Raw genomic sequence first — 15,012 nt, 5'->3', positions numbered from 1 at the left:
ATCCGGCCCGCTTCATCTCAACCCGACCGGGCATTGCGGCAAAGCGCCGCGTCGCCTCGGTCTCCGTTCCGGTTTAGAACGTCTGCACGTTGTAGGTCTTCTTCAGCTCCGCGAGCTTTTCTTCGTAGACCTTGCGCTGCCGCTCCCCGGCAAGAATCTGCCGGATCTGCTCCTTCACGTCGTCGAGGGATTTCTGGGCCGAATCCTTGCGCTCCGTGAGCCTGATGATGTGCCAACCGAACTGGGACTGCACGGGATCGCTCATGTCACCGCTCTTTTTCAGGGCGAAGGCGGCGTTCTCGAACTCGGGCACCATCTGGCCTTTTCCGAAGAAGCCCAGGTCGCCGCTCGCCTCCTTGGAGGGGCAGCTGGAGTACGCCACCGCGGCGGCCTCGAAGGTGATCTTGCCGTCCTTGATCTCCTTGACGATCTCCTTCGCCTTGTCCTCGCTGGCGACGAGAATGTGGCTCGCCCGGATGCTCTCGGGGACCACGAACTCCGTCTTGTGTTCGTCGTAGTACTTCTTGATCTCCTCGTCGGAGATCTTGATCTCGTCCAATGCCTTCTGGAGGGCGAAGTGGCTCATCATCTCGCGCTTGATCTTCTCCAGCTCGGCCTTGAACTCGTCACTCTGGTCAACCTTGAGTTCCTTGCCGTAGAGGTAGAAGAGGTTCCGGTTGACAAGCTGCTCCACCACCTTGCCGCGACCCAGAGGGCTGTTGAAGAACGCCGCCCGCTGAGGATCCAGGGAGGCGATGACCTCCTCCACGTCCTTCACCTTGATCTCCACGTCGCCCACCTTGGCGAGAACCCGCTCGGGATCGGTCATGTCCTGATCGGAGACGGAGCCCTCGGGAGCTACGTCGGGGGACGCCTTGGTCTCCGCGGCGAATCCTCCGGACGCCAGGAGCAGCAGAGCACAGACGAGCATGAACGAAACCTGGAAAAACCTTCCTGCCTTTGACATATACGAATTCCTCCCACCGATATGTGTTGGAGACGCCTTGTTTCCGAAGCCGTCCCATGATACCCGCGTTGTTGCGGCACGACATCGGATATCCTACCGAATCCGGAGAAAAATTACCACAGGAGGTTCGACGGATTTTTCGACAGATTTCCGAGACCAATTCGTCATTTTTTCGAGGTATAATGATCATTTGTCGGATTCCGGCACGCGGCGCGACCGCCGGAACATTTCGCACTTCCTACGAAGAGAAGAAAGGCAGGAACTCCCATGGATTCGACATTTCCCCGAGCGGAAGGCATCCGCAATGTAGCCATCGTGGCCCACATCGACCACGGCAAGACCACTCTCATCGACGGCATCTTCCGCGCCGCCCACGTCTTCCGGGACAACGCCCGCGTCTCCGAGCGCTTCATGGATTCGGGCGACCTGGAACGGGAACGGGGTATCACCATCCGCTCCAAACACTGCACCGTGGAATGGCAGAACTACCGGATCAACATCGTGGACACGCCGGGACACGCGGATTTCTCCGGCGAGGTGGAGCGGGTCCTCTCCATGGTGGATTCGGTGCTCCTTCTGGTTGACGCCTGCGAAGGCCCGATGCCCCAGACCCGCTACGTGCTCATGCGGGCTCTCGCCCTCGGCTACCGCCCCCTGGTCATCGTGAACAAGGTGGACCGCCCCAACGCCTCCCCCGACGACGCCCTCAGCCGCACCTTCGACCTCTTTCTCGAACTGGGCGCCACGGACGAGCAGGCGGATTTCCCCGTGCTCTACGGATCGGGGCTGCACGGCTGGATGGTGCGCGACCTCGACAAGGACCCCCGGAACGGCATGGACCGCCTCTTCGAGGCCATCGTGGAGCACGTGCCCGCCCCCCGGGCGGATCTGTCGGCGCCGTTTCTGATGCAGGTGAGCACCCTCGAATGGAGCGACTACATCGGCCGCATCGGCTGCGGCAAGATTCTCCAGGGATCCATCCGGAAGGGAGCGGATTTCCTGCGCTCCGCCGTGCGCTGGAAGGACCCGAAGCGCACCGCCTGGGAAAAGGTGAGCACCTCGCCGGAGCGCTGCGTTCACCTCTGGGGAACCCGGGGACTGGAGCGGGTGCCTCTGGAAGAAGCGAGCGCCGGGGACATCGTCTGGATCGCCGGATCGGAGGAGATCGGCATCGGCGACACCTTCGCCGCGCCGGAGACGCCCGAGGCGTGCCTCCCTCCTCTGGAGATCGAGGAGCCCACGGTGTCCATGTTCTTTCTCGTCAACTCCGGCCCCTTCTCCGGGCAGGAGGGGAAGGCGGTGACGCTGCGCCAGATCCGGGAACGCCTGGAACGGGAGCAGAAGACGAACGTGGCCCTCCGGGTGGAGGATCTGGGCCGCGCCGACGGGCTCAAGGTGTCGGGGCGGGGCGAACTGCACCTGGGCATCCTCATCGAGGAGATGCGCCGGGAAGGGCTCGAACTCTGCGTCTCCCGCCCGGAGGTGATCACCCGCACCGACGAGGAGGGAAATCTCCTGGAGCCCATGGAACAGCTCGTGGTGGACGTTCCCGAGGAGTATCAGGGCGTCGTCATCGAAAAACTCGCCCGCCGCAAGGGCGAACTCACCAGCGTGGCCATCCTCGGCACGGGGACACTGCGTCTGGAGTTCACCATCCCCACCCGAGGGCTCATCGGCTACCGCAACGAATTTCTCACCGACACCCGGGGACTGGGGATCATGTCCTCCCGGGTCATCGGCTACGATCTGTGGCGTGGCGACGTGACCGGGCGCACCCGGGGCTCCCTGGTGAGCATGGACACGGGAGAGGCCACGTCGTACCAGCTCGAGAACCTTCAGCCCCGGGGTGTGCTCTTCGTCGAGCCGGGAGACCGGATCTACGAGGGAATGGTGGTGGGCGAACACAGCCGCGGCAACGACCTTCCCTGCAACCCCACCAAGAGGAAGGCCGCGACGAACATCCGCTCCGCCACGAAGGAGACCACGGTGGTGCTCAACGTGCCGCGGAAGATGAGCCTCGACGCGGCACTGGAGTGGATCGCCGACGATGAACTCGTGGAGATCACCCCCCGCTCCATTCGGATCCGCAAGGCCGTTCTCGACGCGGAGACCCGCAAGAAGATCGAGCGCAAGCGGCAGCAGGAAGAGGGGCGCACCGCCTGAACGAAATAAGCCGTGCACATCGCCCTGACCCTGCGCACGAGACACGGTAACGGCTTATCCCGCCTTCGAAGCCCCTCTTCTGCGAGGGCCTTGCCAAAGGGGTTGAGCATGTTCCCTATAAGGCTGCGTCAGCTCCGCAGGGCGCCTCGCAGAGCCTGACGCGACCGAGTCAAGGGAAAGTGAAAGGCCTTTATTCAGCGCTTCCGAAAGGAAAAGAGGCGAGGACCATGAGCACATGGGCCGGACACCGCACTGAAAATTGCCCGTCCTTGGCGACGCCGGGGGGAGAAGCCCCATGACGACGTTCCCGTCGTCGCAGGGGACGTTCCCCGCCGCTCCGGCGGCGGTGCTTCTCGCGGGAGGGTTTTCCTCCCGCATGGGGCGCTGCAAGCTGCTTCTGGAACTGGGGGGCATCTCCGCCCTGGCCCAGGCGGTGACGCGGCTCCGTGCCGCGGGGGTGGAAAACGTGGTAATCGTCACGGGACACTGGCGGCAGGAAGTCGAGGCCGAGGCGGCCCGCCTCGGCGCCCGCACCGCGCACAACGACCGCTACGAGGAGGGGATGTTCTCCTCCGTGCAGACCGGTGCGGCGGCCCTTCCGGAGGAGACCGGGGCGTTCTTCCTCCTCCCCGGCGACACCCCTCTGGTGAAACCCGTCACCTATCGGGCGCTCCTCGCGGCCTTCGCCGACGCGACACACCGGGCGGGAACACCCTTGGAGTCTCTTTCCCTCGTCGTCCATCCTCTCTTCGCGGGCGAGCGGGGACACCCTCCTCTTCTGGCGGGCCCGCTGAGGAAAGCCATCCTCGCCCGAACGAACGGAACACTCCGGGACGTGCTCGACGGAGCGGACGTACAGACCTGCTCCGTCCCCGATGCAAGCGTCCTCCTCGACATGGATACCCCCGAGGACTACCGGCGCCTCGCCGCCTACGCCCTTCGGGAATCCGCCCCCACGGACGAGGAGTGCGAGGCCCTCTGGAACGTCGCGGACACGCCCGAGCGGGTGCGCATCCACTGCCGCACCGTCGCGGCGGTGGCGACGCGACTCGGCGAGGCTCTCGCCGCCTCGGGGGTGCCGCTGGACCTTCCCCTGCTCCGGTCGGCGGCGCTGCTCCACGACGTGCAACGCCTCGAAAAGCACCACGCCGAGGCGGGCGCGGCCTTTCTGCGCGCCCACGGCTACGGCGCCGTCGCGGCTCTCACGGCGGTGCACATGGAGCTGCCCGCCTCCCTGCCTCCAGTCCTGGACGAGGCGAACCTCCTCTATCTCGCGGACAAACTCGTGGACGACCACCGCGTGGTCTCCTTAAAAACGCGCATCGCCGGCCTGGAGACGAAATACCAGGGCGACCCGAAGGCGCTGCGGCGTGGCCGGGAGCGGCTCGAACGGGCATCCTCCGTGGCGCGTCTCCTGGAGGCGACACTCGGAAAAAGCCCCGAGGACCTTCTTGCCCCGCTCGAAACACCCGAGAACGCGCCGAAAGAACCAGGAGGTGCCTGAAGCCCAAACAAACGCCGGACACGTCTGAAGGACGCTGAAAACGCGCCAAAGGGACGCTGAAAAACACTTCTCGCGGAGAGGACCTTCCGACCCGCGGAAACGACCACGCCGCGATCCGGCGGGCCGCTCCTCCCCGTGGAGGAATTCCGGAGAGGAACTTCCCGGACATCCCCGCCTCGGATCCCGGAGGATCTCCTCAACCATCACGACTCAGGAGGCGATGCAACCATGACCATCCGAACGACCGCACGGCGAGGTGGGGCACAAGGTCCTCCGGGAACAGTCCGAACGTTCCGGCTTTGGGTCCTCCTCGGGTTTGCGATCCTTCCGGGACTCCTCGGAACCTTCGGCGCACTTCCGGCCCTGGCACAGACACCTGTGCCGACGGAGGAGGCGCGTCCGGAGAACGCCCTCCGCATCGTGGACGACGCGGGGCGGACCTGCCTTCTGGCCGCTCCGGCAGCGCGCATCGTCTCCCTCTATGCGGGGCACAGCGAAAATCTCGTCGCCCTCGGTGCGGCGGAACGTCTCGTGGCGGTCTCCCGAGCGGACGATCCGGCGCTCTTTCCGGAGCTTCCCCGCCTTCCCGCCAAGATCGACGCGGAACGCATCCTCGCCCTGGCGCCCGACCTGGTGCTTCTGCGCCCTCTCGTGGAGAGCCTCTCGCCCGGAGCGATTGCCACGCTGGAGCGGGCGGGCGTGGCGGTGGTCTCCCTGGCGCCTCCCGAGTGGGAGAGCATGCCGGCCTACCTGGAACACCTCGGCCTGCTTTTGGGCGTTCCGGAAGGGAGCGCGGCGTGGCGCAAGACCCTCGCCGAACTCGCCCTCGTCTCGGAGGAGGCATCCCGCAGGCGGGGGGCGGCGCCGCCCGTGCGGGTTTTTCTGGAGAGCACGGGCCGGGAGCTGCACACCTGCGCGCCCCGCTCCTGGGCGGCCCACCTTCTGGCCGTGGCGGGAGGGGAGAACGTCGCCGCGGATCTCACGCCCCTCCGGGAGGGAAGCGCCCTCGCCGCCTGCGGTGTCGAGCGCCTGCTGGGCTACGCCTCCCGGGGACTCGACGTCTATCTGGTGCAGCGGGGCCCCATGAACGACGCCACGGAAGAGGAGGTGCGCGCCCGTCCCTGGGCGGCCGGACTCGGAAACGCCCGCATCGCGACGATTCCCGAAGAGCTGGTGAGCCGCCCCTCCCTGCTCCGGGTCACAGAGGGGGCGAGGGTGCTTCTCGACCTCTTTTACCCAAAGACCTCCCAAGAATGAGCACGGGCCCCGGAGGCGCCACGTCTCTCCGGTATCCGGCAAGCTTTCGGGCACGACATCTTTCGAACGTTTGCAAATCACGAATTGTTTTCGAACCACAAAGCGCTTCCGTCCGGCACTCGCGCACGGGGATTCAGAGCAAGGGAAGCCCTGAGGAAGGGAAGCCCTGATCAAGTGAGATTTGTCCTCTCCAAATCGCAGTTTGCATCGCATTTTTCCGAGAGCGGCGCAGCATTTTTCAGAGCTTCCGAAGCTCTGAATAAAGGTCTTGCGCTTTCCCTTGACTCGGGTCGCATCAGGCTTCGCGAGGTGCCCTGCGAGGCTGACGCAGCCTTATTCAGAGGTTCCCAAGCGCTTCCACACAAAGGCTTCCACAAGGCAACGAGCCGACGCCGTCAATCCAGCGTCGGCTCGTTTCGTGCTCCGCTCCCGAAATCCGCAAAGGGCGCGCCCTCCCGCGTGCGGCGCGTCTAGCGCGGGCGCTCCGCGTCCCGGTAGTCCTCCCGCACGGGGGCGAAGAAATCCATGACGAGGCACGGACGGAGCGCCTTTCCCATGTGGGGCGTGTCGGAGGGAATATACGCTCCCTCGCCGGGGCGCAGCACCCGGACCTCTCCCTCCACATCCAGCTCCAGCGCTCCCTCCAGCACGTAGGTGAACTGCTCGTGGGGGTGGGAATGGAGCTTCAGAACGGACCCCTCCTCGATACGCCACAGAGAATGGGTGGCCTTCTCCCCGTGAACCATGCGGGCATGGAACCCCTTGGTGACCTCTCTCTCGGGCAACTCATTCCACGAAATGAACGGCATCGTCTTTTCCTCCTCACTCCGAACGTCTCGCTCCGTTCCGGCGAAGGCCGGTGCACGCCTTCCACCGAGCGGAGTCGGAAGCGGAAAGGCCCCTTTCCTCCCGAGGCGTCGCGCCTGCAACGAAGATCGGCCCCCGTTCCAATATCTCCAATATCTCCAATATCTCCAACATCTCCGTCGTCACGCTCTGTTCCCGCTTTTGTTTGCGCTCCTGTTTCCGCCGTTGCGCTCCGCTCGTGTCTCCAACGCTGTTCCGGGCGCCCTGTTCCGCCGCCACCAGTCCGGTTCCCTTGCATTCCCACGAACTCCGCCCTACAATGCGCAGGAACAGTTTTCTCACTATACCCCCAACCCCTTTTGCAAGGAGAAATGACATGACGCTGACTTTCGAACCAATCTCTCTGGAACGCCAGGCGGCTTACCGGGCTCTCTTCGAAAAATGCCCTCTCCACCCCGCCCTGGAATCCTTCGTCTCTCTCTGGGGATGGATGGACACCTACGTTATGGAATGGGCCTGGGACGATTTCCTCGTCTGGCCTCGCCAGACCGGCCCGGTGCCACTCCTCTTCGCCCCCGTAGGCGAATGGAACCGGGTGGACTGGAAAACGCTTCTCCAGCGGGAATTTCCTGAGCCGACGGAGTTCTTCGCCGTTCCGGAGGAACTGGCGGACCTCTGGGCGAAGGCGCTGCCGGAGCGGGTGGTCCGGACGGAACAGCGGGGACAGTGGGAATATCTCCACCGCGTGTCCGACCTGGTGCATCTTTCCGGAAACTCTTTCATGAAGCGACGGCAGAAATACAACCAGTTCCTGCGCCACCACGAAGGGCGCTTCCACTACCGCCCCTTGACCCGGCAGGAGATCCCCGCGATCATCGCTTTTCAGGAACGCTGGATGGAACGGTTCGGCGACACCTCTCCACGGGATCTCGGAGCGGAACACAAGGCCATCCTGCGGGTTCTCGGCGCCTGGGAGAAGCTCGACGGACTGCTCGGGGGCGTCCTCGACGTGGACGGTGTCATCGTGGCCTACACCGTCGCGGGCGTTCTGGACGCGACGACGGTGGCCATTCATTTCGAAAAGGCCTGCCCCGACGTGCCCGGAGCCTACCAGGCCATCAACCGTCTGTTCCTCGCCGCCGAAGGAGCCCCCTTCGTCCTGGTGAACCGCGAAGAGGATCTGGACGATCCGGGCATCCGCCAGGCAAAACTCTCCTACCGCCCCGTGGCGTTTCTCCGCAAGGAGACGGTCCTGTTCCGCTGACGGAGCCCGCTCCGGTCACGGCGGCGTTCGTCACCCCGCACGTCTTCGCGAAAGCCCTCCGCGCACGCACACGTCCTTCGTCCTCGCCCATGCACCGGAATGCACCGGGTCCCCGCATAGGGGCGATTCCTTGCCTCCGGGCTCCTCTCTCCGGCCTCTCGCACATCTTCGCACTCAGAGGAGGCGGCGCGCCACTCCGTCCGCAAGGGCCGCCACCTCGGCGTGGCGGAAACAGGACACCAGATGATCGTTCACCATGCCCACGGCCTGCATGTGGGCATAGCAGATGGTGGGTCCCACGAAGGAAAACCCCCGGGCCTTGAGATCCCTGCTGAAGCGCTCCGCCAGGGGCGTGACGGCGGGAACGTCCTCGTTGCGCTCCCACCTGTTCGTGATCGGGACTCCCTCGACGAAGCGCCACATATAGGCCGCGAAGGAGCCGAACTCCGCCTGCACGGCGCAGAAGGCCCGTGCGTTGGCCAGGGCGCCCCGCACCTTGCTGCGGTTCCGCACGATGCCCGCATCGGGATCGGCGAGGATCGCCTCCACCCGCCCCTCGTCCCAGCGGGCCACCTCCTGCGGATCGAACCCGGCAAAGGTTTTCCGGTATCCCTCCCGCTTGCGCAGAATGGTGATCCAGGAAAGCCCCGCCTGGGCGCCCTCGAGGAGAAGAAATTCGAAGAGGAGGCGGTCCTCCGTGACGGGGACACCCCACTCCCGGTCGTGATAGGTCCGGTAGAGCGGGTCGCTTCCCGCCCAGGGGCAACGCAGGCGCTCCGGCGACACAACGTCCTCCCTCACCGGATGTAGGTCACCGTCCCCTCCCTGCGGGCTGGGGCGACGAGGGGGACGCTCGGGTCGGGGTATCCGAAGCTCACCGCATAATACGGTGTGTATGCCGAGGGGAGCTGCAACGCGCCGAGTTCCTCCCTCTTCGCGAAAAGATGGCGCACGAGACCGATCCAGCAACTCCCGACGCCGACGGCCTCTGCGGCGAGAAGCATGTTCTGGATGGCGGCGGAGCAGTCCACCAGGGGCGACATGGCGTCATCCCTGCCGGACACCACGATCACCGTGGGCGCGTTGTAGAAGAGATGATATCCCTCCCGGGCGGCCATCTTCCGAACCCACTCCAGGGGACTTTGCGCCATGAGGGCGATGGTCTTCCGGCTCAGTTCGTCGAGGAGTTCCTTCTTCTGGATCACCGTGAAATGCCAGGGCTGATCGTTGTGCGCGCTCGGAGCAAAAGCCCCCGCCTCGAGAATGGCCTGAAGCTCCACCTCCTTGATCTGTCCGGGCAGATATTTCCGCACGCTCCGCCTGTTCCGTATCGTTTCGAGCACTACGTTCACGAAAAACCCCTCCTTCATCCGGCATACGAATTTCACTTCGCCTTCCAGTGCATCATACTCCAACCGCTCCGATGGTGCGAAACGCCATTTCTTGGATCGGAAAAACGCCCCTACCGGAAACGGTCTCCTCCTGCTCTACCGGGGAGGAGCCGGAACCCTTGGGACATAGACGTTTCTGCACCGCGTCTCCGGAACGAAGAACGCGCAGACGAACCCCGCCGCCACTGCGAGAAAGCAGACCCAGAAGCTTCGCTGGTAGGCGATCTCCAGGGGCGCACCAGCACTGAAGTGGTCCAGGAGCACCCCGATGGCGGGAGAAAGGAGCGCCATGCTCAGAAATCCCCACACGTTGAGCACCGACACGGCCATTCCGGCGAAGCGGGGAGCGTTGACCTCCTTCACCACCGCGAAGGAAATCGCGAAGGACATGCAGGAAAATCCCATGGCGAAAAGGTAGGGCTTCAGGATTCCTTCGGGAAGCCTCCCCCCGGGCCAGAAGATCAGAAGCGCCCACAGGACGAGGTAGATCCCCCCGAAGAAAAGGATCGGGGGCCGTCGCCTGCCGAGGCGGTCCGAGAACCACCCCAGGATGATGCCTCCGAACATGGCCCCCAGAATGAGCAGCACCACGTGATTCGCCGCCCGGGTTTTGTCGAAACCGTACACGGCGTTGAGAAAGGGAACGCCCCAGGCCCCGGCCAGGGCGAAATAGGTGCCCACGAACATGGCATTCACCATGGAGGAGGCAAAGAGCCCCCGGCTCCGAAAAACTTCCGCGAGGGCCGGCAGGAGATCCTTTGCGCCGCCTCCTTTGCCTCCTTCCTCGACCAGAGGAGGCAACCCCACGTCCTCGGGGGAGTTCCGGATGATCCGGTAACAGCAGAACGCCAGAACCAGGGAGAACACTCCGATCCCCGCGAAGGTGCCACGCCAGGTGAAGAGCACCACGAGCCACGCCAGGGGCGTCTGGGCGAGAAGCCCTCCCAGGTTGCCGAGAAAGTTCGTGTACCCTGTCATGGTGGCGAACTCTTCGGGAAGAAACCATTGGGAGATGATCTTCAGGATGGACACGAACACCGTGGCGACGCTCAGCCCCACGAGAAAGCGCGCCGGATAGAGCCATGCCTCCGAGGGCGCGAAGGCGAAGAGCAGCGACCCGACGCCGGAGAGCGCCACCCCCGCGGAGACGATAACCCGTGCGCCAAGGCTGTCCGCGAGCATTCCCACGGGAATCTGCATGAGCATGTAGGCGAAGAAATACATCGACGCCAGCGTGCCGAACGCGCCGTCGGAGAGCCCGAAGGACGCCACGAGATCGTCCCGCACCACCCCCACCGCGAGCCGGTGGAAGAACACCACCATGAAAGCGAGGGCCATGATGCCCCAGATGGCCCATCGCCGGGAATATCGTTTTTTCACACTCTCCCTGTCCTGCTCCACGTTTCGTTCCACTCCTTCTCCGCGTCATTCCGCGGCAGTTTTCCGGCGGCGCAAAAAAATACCCCGCCCCAAGGCGCCTTCGGTACACAACACAAAAGCCTTCTCGCAGCGGCCAGTCCACGAAGCGTCCCGCAACGTACCACAGCTCTCCCGCGATGCGTTCCCCTTCCCTCGCTCCGGACCGCCCGGGCCGGGCGGCACAAAAACCGCACACCTCTTCGTCCGCGACGGAACGACCTGGACCGTTTCCGCAAAATGACCCTTGCGACGCGCCGGATCGAATGGTGTACTATGTACCTCTGAGAAAGAGACGCCGTACGCCGCCGAAAATCCCCGAAACCCTCCGGAACGTTCCTTCCTGCCCAGGTCCTGGCCGGATGGAACCGACCGGTCCCGGTTCGGTCGCATTCGGGCGAGCGTCTCCCGGAAATCTTTTCCAAGGCACGACGCTCCGTCCTTCTCCGCCGGAGAGGACGCAGAACGCGTCGAAGACGAGAAAACGGAGGAAACCACCATGTTCCGAAAATCGCGTGAGCGGGACGACGACATCATGCTCAGCCGCGCCTACCGGGTCCGCGACGAGTGGCGGAGCACCTTCAAGAGCATCGTACTCCTCGGCGCCGTCATCGGCGTTCTCTCCTTCGCCATCCTCTCCCTGCACCCCAAGGCGGAACTGCCGGCGAAGCTCTCCGAGACGCTCTCTCCCGCCGCACCGACCGAGGCTCCCTTCCCGGAGGATCCGGCGGCGCAGCCCCTGGAGGCAGCCCACCCCGGAGGCGAAGGGACTTCCGTCGCCGCCGGCGGAAGCAACACCCCGACGGGTGCCACAAGCACCGAGGAAGTCGTGGCCGTTCCGGTCGGCTCCGGCACAAGTGCCGCCGCGCCGACCCGGGCACCCTCCCCCCAGACGTTCCGGGAGCACACCGTCGCGGCGGGAGAATCCCTGTCCGTGATCGCCCGCCGGTACGGCACCACCGTGCAGGCTCTGGCGGACGCGAACGGGTTGAAATCCCCCTATCCCATCCGGATCGGGCAGGTCCTGCGGGTTCCCGTTGCAGCGGGAAGCGCTTCCGCTCCGACCGCGACCACAACTCCCGCCGCAGGCGCCGCCGCCTCTCCGGGAATGGCCCAACCCGTGCGCACCGAGACGCCTGCCCAGGCCCCGGCCCGCCCTGGGGCGCCGCGCACCACCGTCCACACCGTCGCCGCGGGGGAAACCCTCTGGTCCATCGCCACCAAATACGGCGTGACCGTCGCCACCGTGCTGGGCTCCAACGCGCTCACCGACCCGAACCGCCTCCAGCCGGGAATGAAGCTCCGCGTTCCCGACCGGAACGGTGTCTTCCACACCGTGAAAAGCGGCGAATCCCTCAACGCCATCGCCTCCCGCTACGGCGTCGCCGCATCGGCCATCGCGGGGGCGAATCCGGATCTCCAGGGAGAGACCGTCGTGGCGGGAAGCGAACTCTTCATTCCCGGCGCGAAGCCCTGAGATCCCGCATCGGCAGCGCGAGCGCGGAGGGACACAGAGAAAGCCCGCCCCGGGCGGTGCAGCGCAGCTCCGCCGGAAGCATGGTCCCCACGGCGTACACCGCGTCCACCGTCTCGTCCAGGGGAATGGCATTGACGTAGCCTCCGGCGACGAGATCCGCGCAGACAAAGGCCGACGCGGCGGCCACGGCATTCCGGGTATGACAGGGGATCTCCACACACCCCTGCACGGGGTCGCAGATGGACCCCATGGTGTTCTGAAACGCCACCGCCGCGGCATCGCAGGCGAGTTGCGCGCTTCCTCCCCAGGCATCCGCCACCGCCGCCGCGGCCATCGCTCCGGCGGCGCCGATCTCTACCTGGCACCCCGCCACCTCCGCGGCGAAGGTGGCCCGAAGGGCCACCACCAGCCCCACTCCTGACGCGGCGAAGAGGCTCCGCACCACCTGCTCCTCCGGAAGCCCCCACTCCTCCTCGAGCGTCACCGCCACCGCGGGCAGCACCCCCGCGGAGCCCGCCGTGGGCGCCGCCACGACCACGCCCATGGCGCTGTTCTCGTGCATGGCCGCAAGCGCCCGGGCCGCCGTCCGGGTGTGAAGCCCTCCCTGAGGGAGGCGCCCCTCCCGCTCCGCCGCGAGCACCTTGCCCGCGGAGCGGTCCAGAAGGCGCATGGGATCTCCCTCGGTGCAGAGCCCCCGCTCCACCGACGCCCGCATGATCCGGTAGCGGCGGGTCATCTCGGCGGTCACTGCCTCCTCGGAAAGTCCCAGGAGCTGCGCCTCGTAGGCCCGGGAGATCTCTCCGAGCCCGCATCCCCGCTCCTCCGCAAGGCGGATCGCCTCCGCCGCGGAGGTGAAGAGAGGCTCCCCGGCGGGAACGAAGAAGACGGGGGTTCCCACGCGGAGCACGCTTTCGGCGAAGCCGCTTCGGGCGCGCTCCTCCGCGAGGAGCGCCTCGAGAGCCCTCCGAACCTCCGGCGAGGGCGCACGGCGGCAGGACACGACCAGGTGCACCCCCTCTTTCGCGTCGGAGAGCACCATCTCTCCGGGGCACGCCCCGTCCCGCTCCAGGGCGGCGCACACCGCCCGGGCGCACTCCCTGGATGGCACGAGAGCCACCACGTCGTGGGCGTCTCCTTCAAGGTGCACGGGGTGTCCGTCCATCTCGGTGAGAAGCACCGCTCCACCCCCAACGGAACGAGCACGGCAACGGAGTTCACCGCCGTTCCGCCCGCGAAGGCGCACATCCATGTCGTTGGGGTGCTCCGCTCCCGGCAGGGTCGTCACGGAAAACGCCACGGTCACGCCCTGGCGGCGCGCCGTCTCCAGCGCCTCAAAGAACCGCCCGTCGTCGATGGGCCATCCCAGCACGCCGCAGGCGAAGGCGAGATCGCTCCCCTGCTGGGCGTACACCTGCCCCCAGGAGCCGTTTTCGTCGAAGGCGACGTGCGCCTCCACGGGCTCTTCTCCCAGAAAGGAGCGCACCAGCGCCGCGATGTGGTACGCCGCGGCGGTGTGCGAGCTGGACGGCCCGTGCAGAACGGGGCCAAGCACGTGGTTGAAGATGCTTTGGGACATGTGCGAACCTCCTCCGTAAAGTGGACTCCGGAGCGGAAAACCGTTCCGCAAGGACCATTCAAGCCCCCGTTCTTTCCGCTGCTTTCGTGCTTTTCGCCGCGCCTGTCGCCGCTTTCGTTCTTTGCGTCCCTGGACTGCCACGTCAAACGCAACGGAGTGGGGTCGGTCGTCGATAGCGGACACCAAAACATGTAAGCAACCTACCGCTCTTTGAAAAATTGTTTCTCATAGGAGACAGGGGAGCACGTGGTTGAAGATGCTTTGGGACATGTGCGAACCTCCTCCGTAAAGTGGACTCCGGAGCGGAAAACCGTTCCGCAAGGACCATTCAAGCCCCCGTTCTTTCCGCTGCTTTTCGTGCTTTTCGCCGCGCCTGTCGCCGCTTTCGTTCTTTGCGTCCCTGGACTGCCACGTCAAACGCAACGGAGTGGGGTCGGTCGTCGATAGCGGACACCAAAACATGTAAGCAGCCTACTGCTCTTTGAAAAATTGTTTCTCATAGGAGACAGGGGAGAGAGAAGAAATCTCTGAATAAGGCTACGTCAGCCCCGCGGGGCACCTCGCAGAGCCTGATGCGACCCGAGTCAAGGAAAAGCCAAAGGTCTTTATTCAGAGCTTCCATAACCAAGCCTCTTCTGCCGTCGCTGCCGATTGTAAAGATTTCGATGTACGTCGTGATCTGCCGTATAGCTTCCTGCCGGGTTTCGTAACGGCGATGATGAACGAGTTCGTTTTTCAGCACACCCCAAAAACTCTCAATGGGCGCGTTGTCATAGCAGTTCCTCCGGCGGCTCATCGATGCCCGCATTTTGAACTGGTCAAGGAGTTTTCGGTAGCCCGCGGCGCAGTACTGACTGCCACGGTCGGAATGATGAATCAAACCAGCCGCTGCCATCGTCCGTGTTGCCGAGCCCTCTCGCCCCGCCGCGTTTTCCGGGGCGTGCCCGCGGCGGCGTGCGCGGCGGAGCGGACACGTTCATCTTCCCAGATGGCGCACGCCCCGTCCAGAGACCAAGGCGGAAGAGGCGCACCATTCCATTTCCATTTCCATTCCCATTGCCATTGCCATTTCGAACAATCGCAAACATTTCCATGCAGTATACGACAAACCACGGAAAGCCGTTCTTCTTGACATTCTCCGGGTGTTCCCCTAGGATGGCATCCAAACAAAGGACGATCACGCCACTCCC

General features: G+C 64.9%; 11 protein-coding genes and 1 pseudogene. 5 read left to right on the top strand and 7 right to left on the bottom strand.

The window, feature by feature from the left end; translation table 11 throughout:
- Positions 1–73: 73 nt before the first annotated feature.
- Positions 74–967 (bottom strand): peptidylprolyl isomerase, encoded by an 894-nt coding sequence (locus K349_RS0100110; RefSeq protein ID WP_051464147.1) that lies wholly within the window; start codon positions 965–967, stop codon positions 74–76.
- A gap of 267 nt (positions 968–1,234) precedes the next feature.
- Between K349_RS0100110 and typA the strand changes: the two genes are divergently transcribed.
- The 3 genes from typA to K349_RS0100095 all read left to right on the top strand — a co-directional run bounded on the left by typA (position 1,235) and on the right by K349_RS0100095 (position 5,891).
- Positions 1,235–3,130 (top strand): translational GTPase TypA, encoded by a 1,896-nt coding sequence (gene typA / locus K349_RS0100105; protein ID WP_025745540.1) that lies wholly within the window; start codon positions 1,235–1,237, stop codon positions 3,128–3,130.
- 295 nt (positions 3,131–3,425) lie between these two features.
- On the top strand, positions 3,426–4,634 hold the full coding sequence (locus K349_RS0100100; RefSeq protein WP_025745539.1) for a DVU_1551 family NTP transferase: 1,209 nt from the start codon (positions 3,426–3,428) through the stop codon (positions 4,632–4,634).
- Between the two features lie 228 nt (positions 4,635–4,862).
- Entirely contained in the window at positions 4,863–5,891 is a 1,029-nt protein-coding gene (locus tag K349_RS0100095) for an ABC transporter substrate-binding protein (protein WP_025745537.1), read from the top strand.
- Between the two features lie 470 nt (positions 5,892–6,361).
- On the opposite strand, the gene K349_RS0100090 is transcribed toward K349_RS0100095, so the two are convergent.
- Positions 6,362–6,700, bottom strand: coding sequence for a cupin domain-containing protein (locus tag K349_RS0100090; RefSeq protein ID WP_025745534.1), 339 nt, complete (start codon positions 6,698–6,700; stop codon positions 6,362–6,364).
- Between the two features lie 374 nt (positions 6,701–7,074).
- On the opposite strand from K349_RS0100090, the gene K349_RS0100080 reads away from it, so the two are divergent.
- Positions 7,075–7,962: a DUF2156 domain-containing protein gene (locus K349_RS0100080; protein ID WP_025745530.1), complete on the top strand. Its 888-nt coding sequence runs from the start codon at positions 7,075–7,077 to the stop codon at positions 7,960–7,962.
- 174 nt (positions 7,963–8,136) lie between these two features.
- On the opposite strand, the gene K349_RS0100075 is transcribed toward K349_RS0100080, so the two are convergent.
- The 3 genes from K349_RS0100075 to K349_RS0100065 form a co-directional block, all read right to left on the bottom strand.
- Complete coding sequence (locus K349_RS0100075; RefSeq protein WP_025745527.1) at positions 8,137–8,763, bottom strand: DNA-3-methyladenine glycosylase I; 627 nt, start codon at positions 8,761–8,763, stop codon at positions 8,137–8,139.
- Positions 8,760–9,314, bottom strand: a complete 555-nt coding sequence (locus K349_RS0100070; RefSeq protein WP_025745526.1) for a nitroreductase family protein — start codon at positions 9,312–9,314, stop codon at positions 8,760–8,762. The genes K349_RS0100075 and K349_RS0100070 overlap by 4 nt, the downstream gene beginning before the upstream one ends.
- Positions 9,315–9,449: 135 nt before the next feature.
- A complete protein-coding gene (locus K349_RS0100065; RefSeq protein ID WP_157367202.1) occupies positions 9,450–10,754 on the bottom strand; it encodes an MFS transporter in 1,305 nt (434 codons plus the stop codon).
- A gap of 514 nt (positions 10,755–11,268) precedes the next feature.
- Here K349_RS0100065 and K349_RS15790 point away from each other — a divergent pair.
- Entirely contained in the window at positions 11,269–12,246 is a 978-nt protein-coding gene (locus tag K349_RS15790; RefSeq protein WP_025745522.1) for a muramidase family protein, read from the top strand.
- On the opposite strand, the gene K349_RS0100055 is transcribed toward K349_RS15790, so the two are convergent.
- Together K349_RS0100055 and K349_RS15785 are read right to left on the bottom strand one after the other, a co-directional pair.
- A complete protein-coding gene (locus K349_RS0100055; protein ID WP_025745520.1) occupies positions 12,224–13,822 on the bottom strand; it encodes an L-serine ammonia-lyase, iron-sulfur-dependent, subunit alpha in 1,599 nt (532 codons plus the stop codon). The two genes, K349_RS15790 and K349_RS0100055, sit on opposite strands and share 23 nt — an antisense overlap.
- 605 nt (positions 13,823–14,427) lie before the next feature.
- Positions 14,428–14,708: pseudogene (locus tag K349_RS15785) on the bottom strand (IS3 family transposase); the annotation flags it as partial.
- Positions 14,709–15,012 lie beyond the last annotated feature (304 nt).

Origin of the sequence: Aminiphilus circumscriptus DSM 16581 (assembly GCF_000526375.1) — a bacterium.
Taxonomy (GTDB): domain Bacteria; phylum Synergistota; class Synergistia; order Synergistales; family Aminiphilaceae; genus Aminiphilus; species Aminiphilus circumscriptus.
This window is presented reverse-complemented; position numbering and strand designations above follow the sequence as displayed.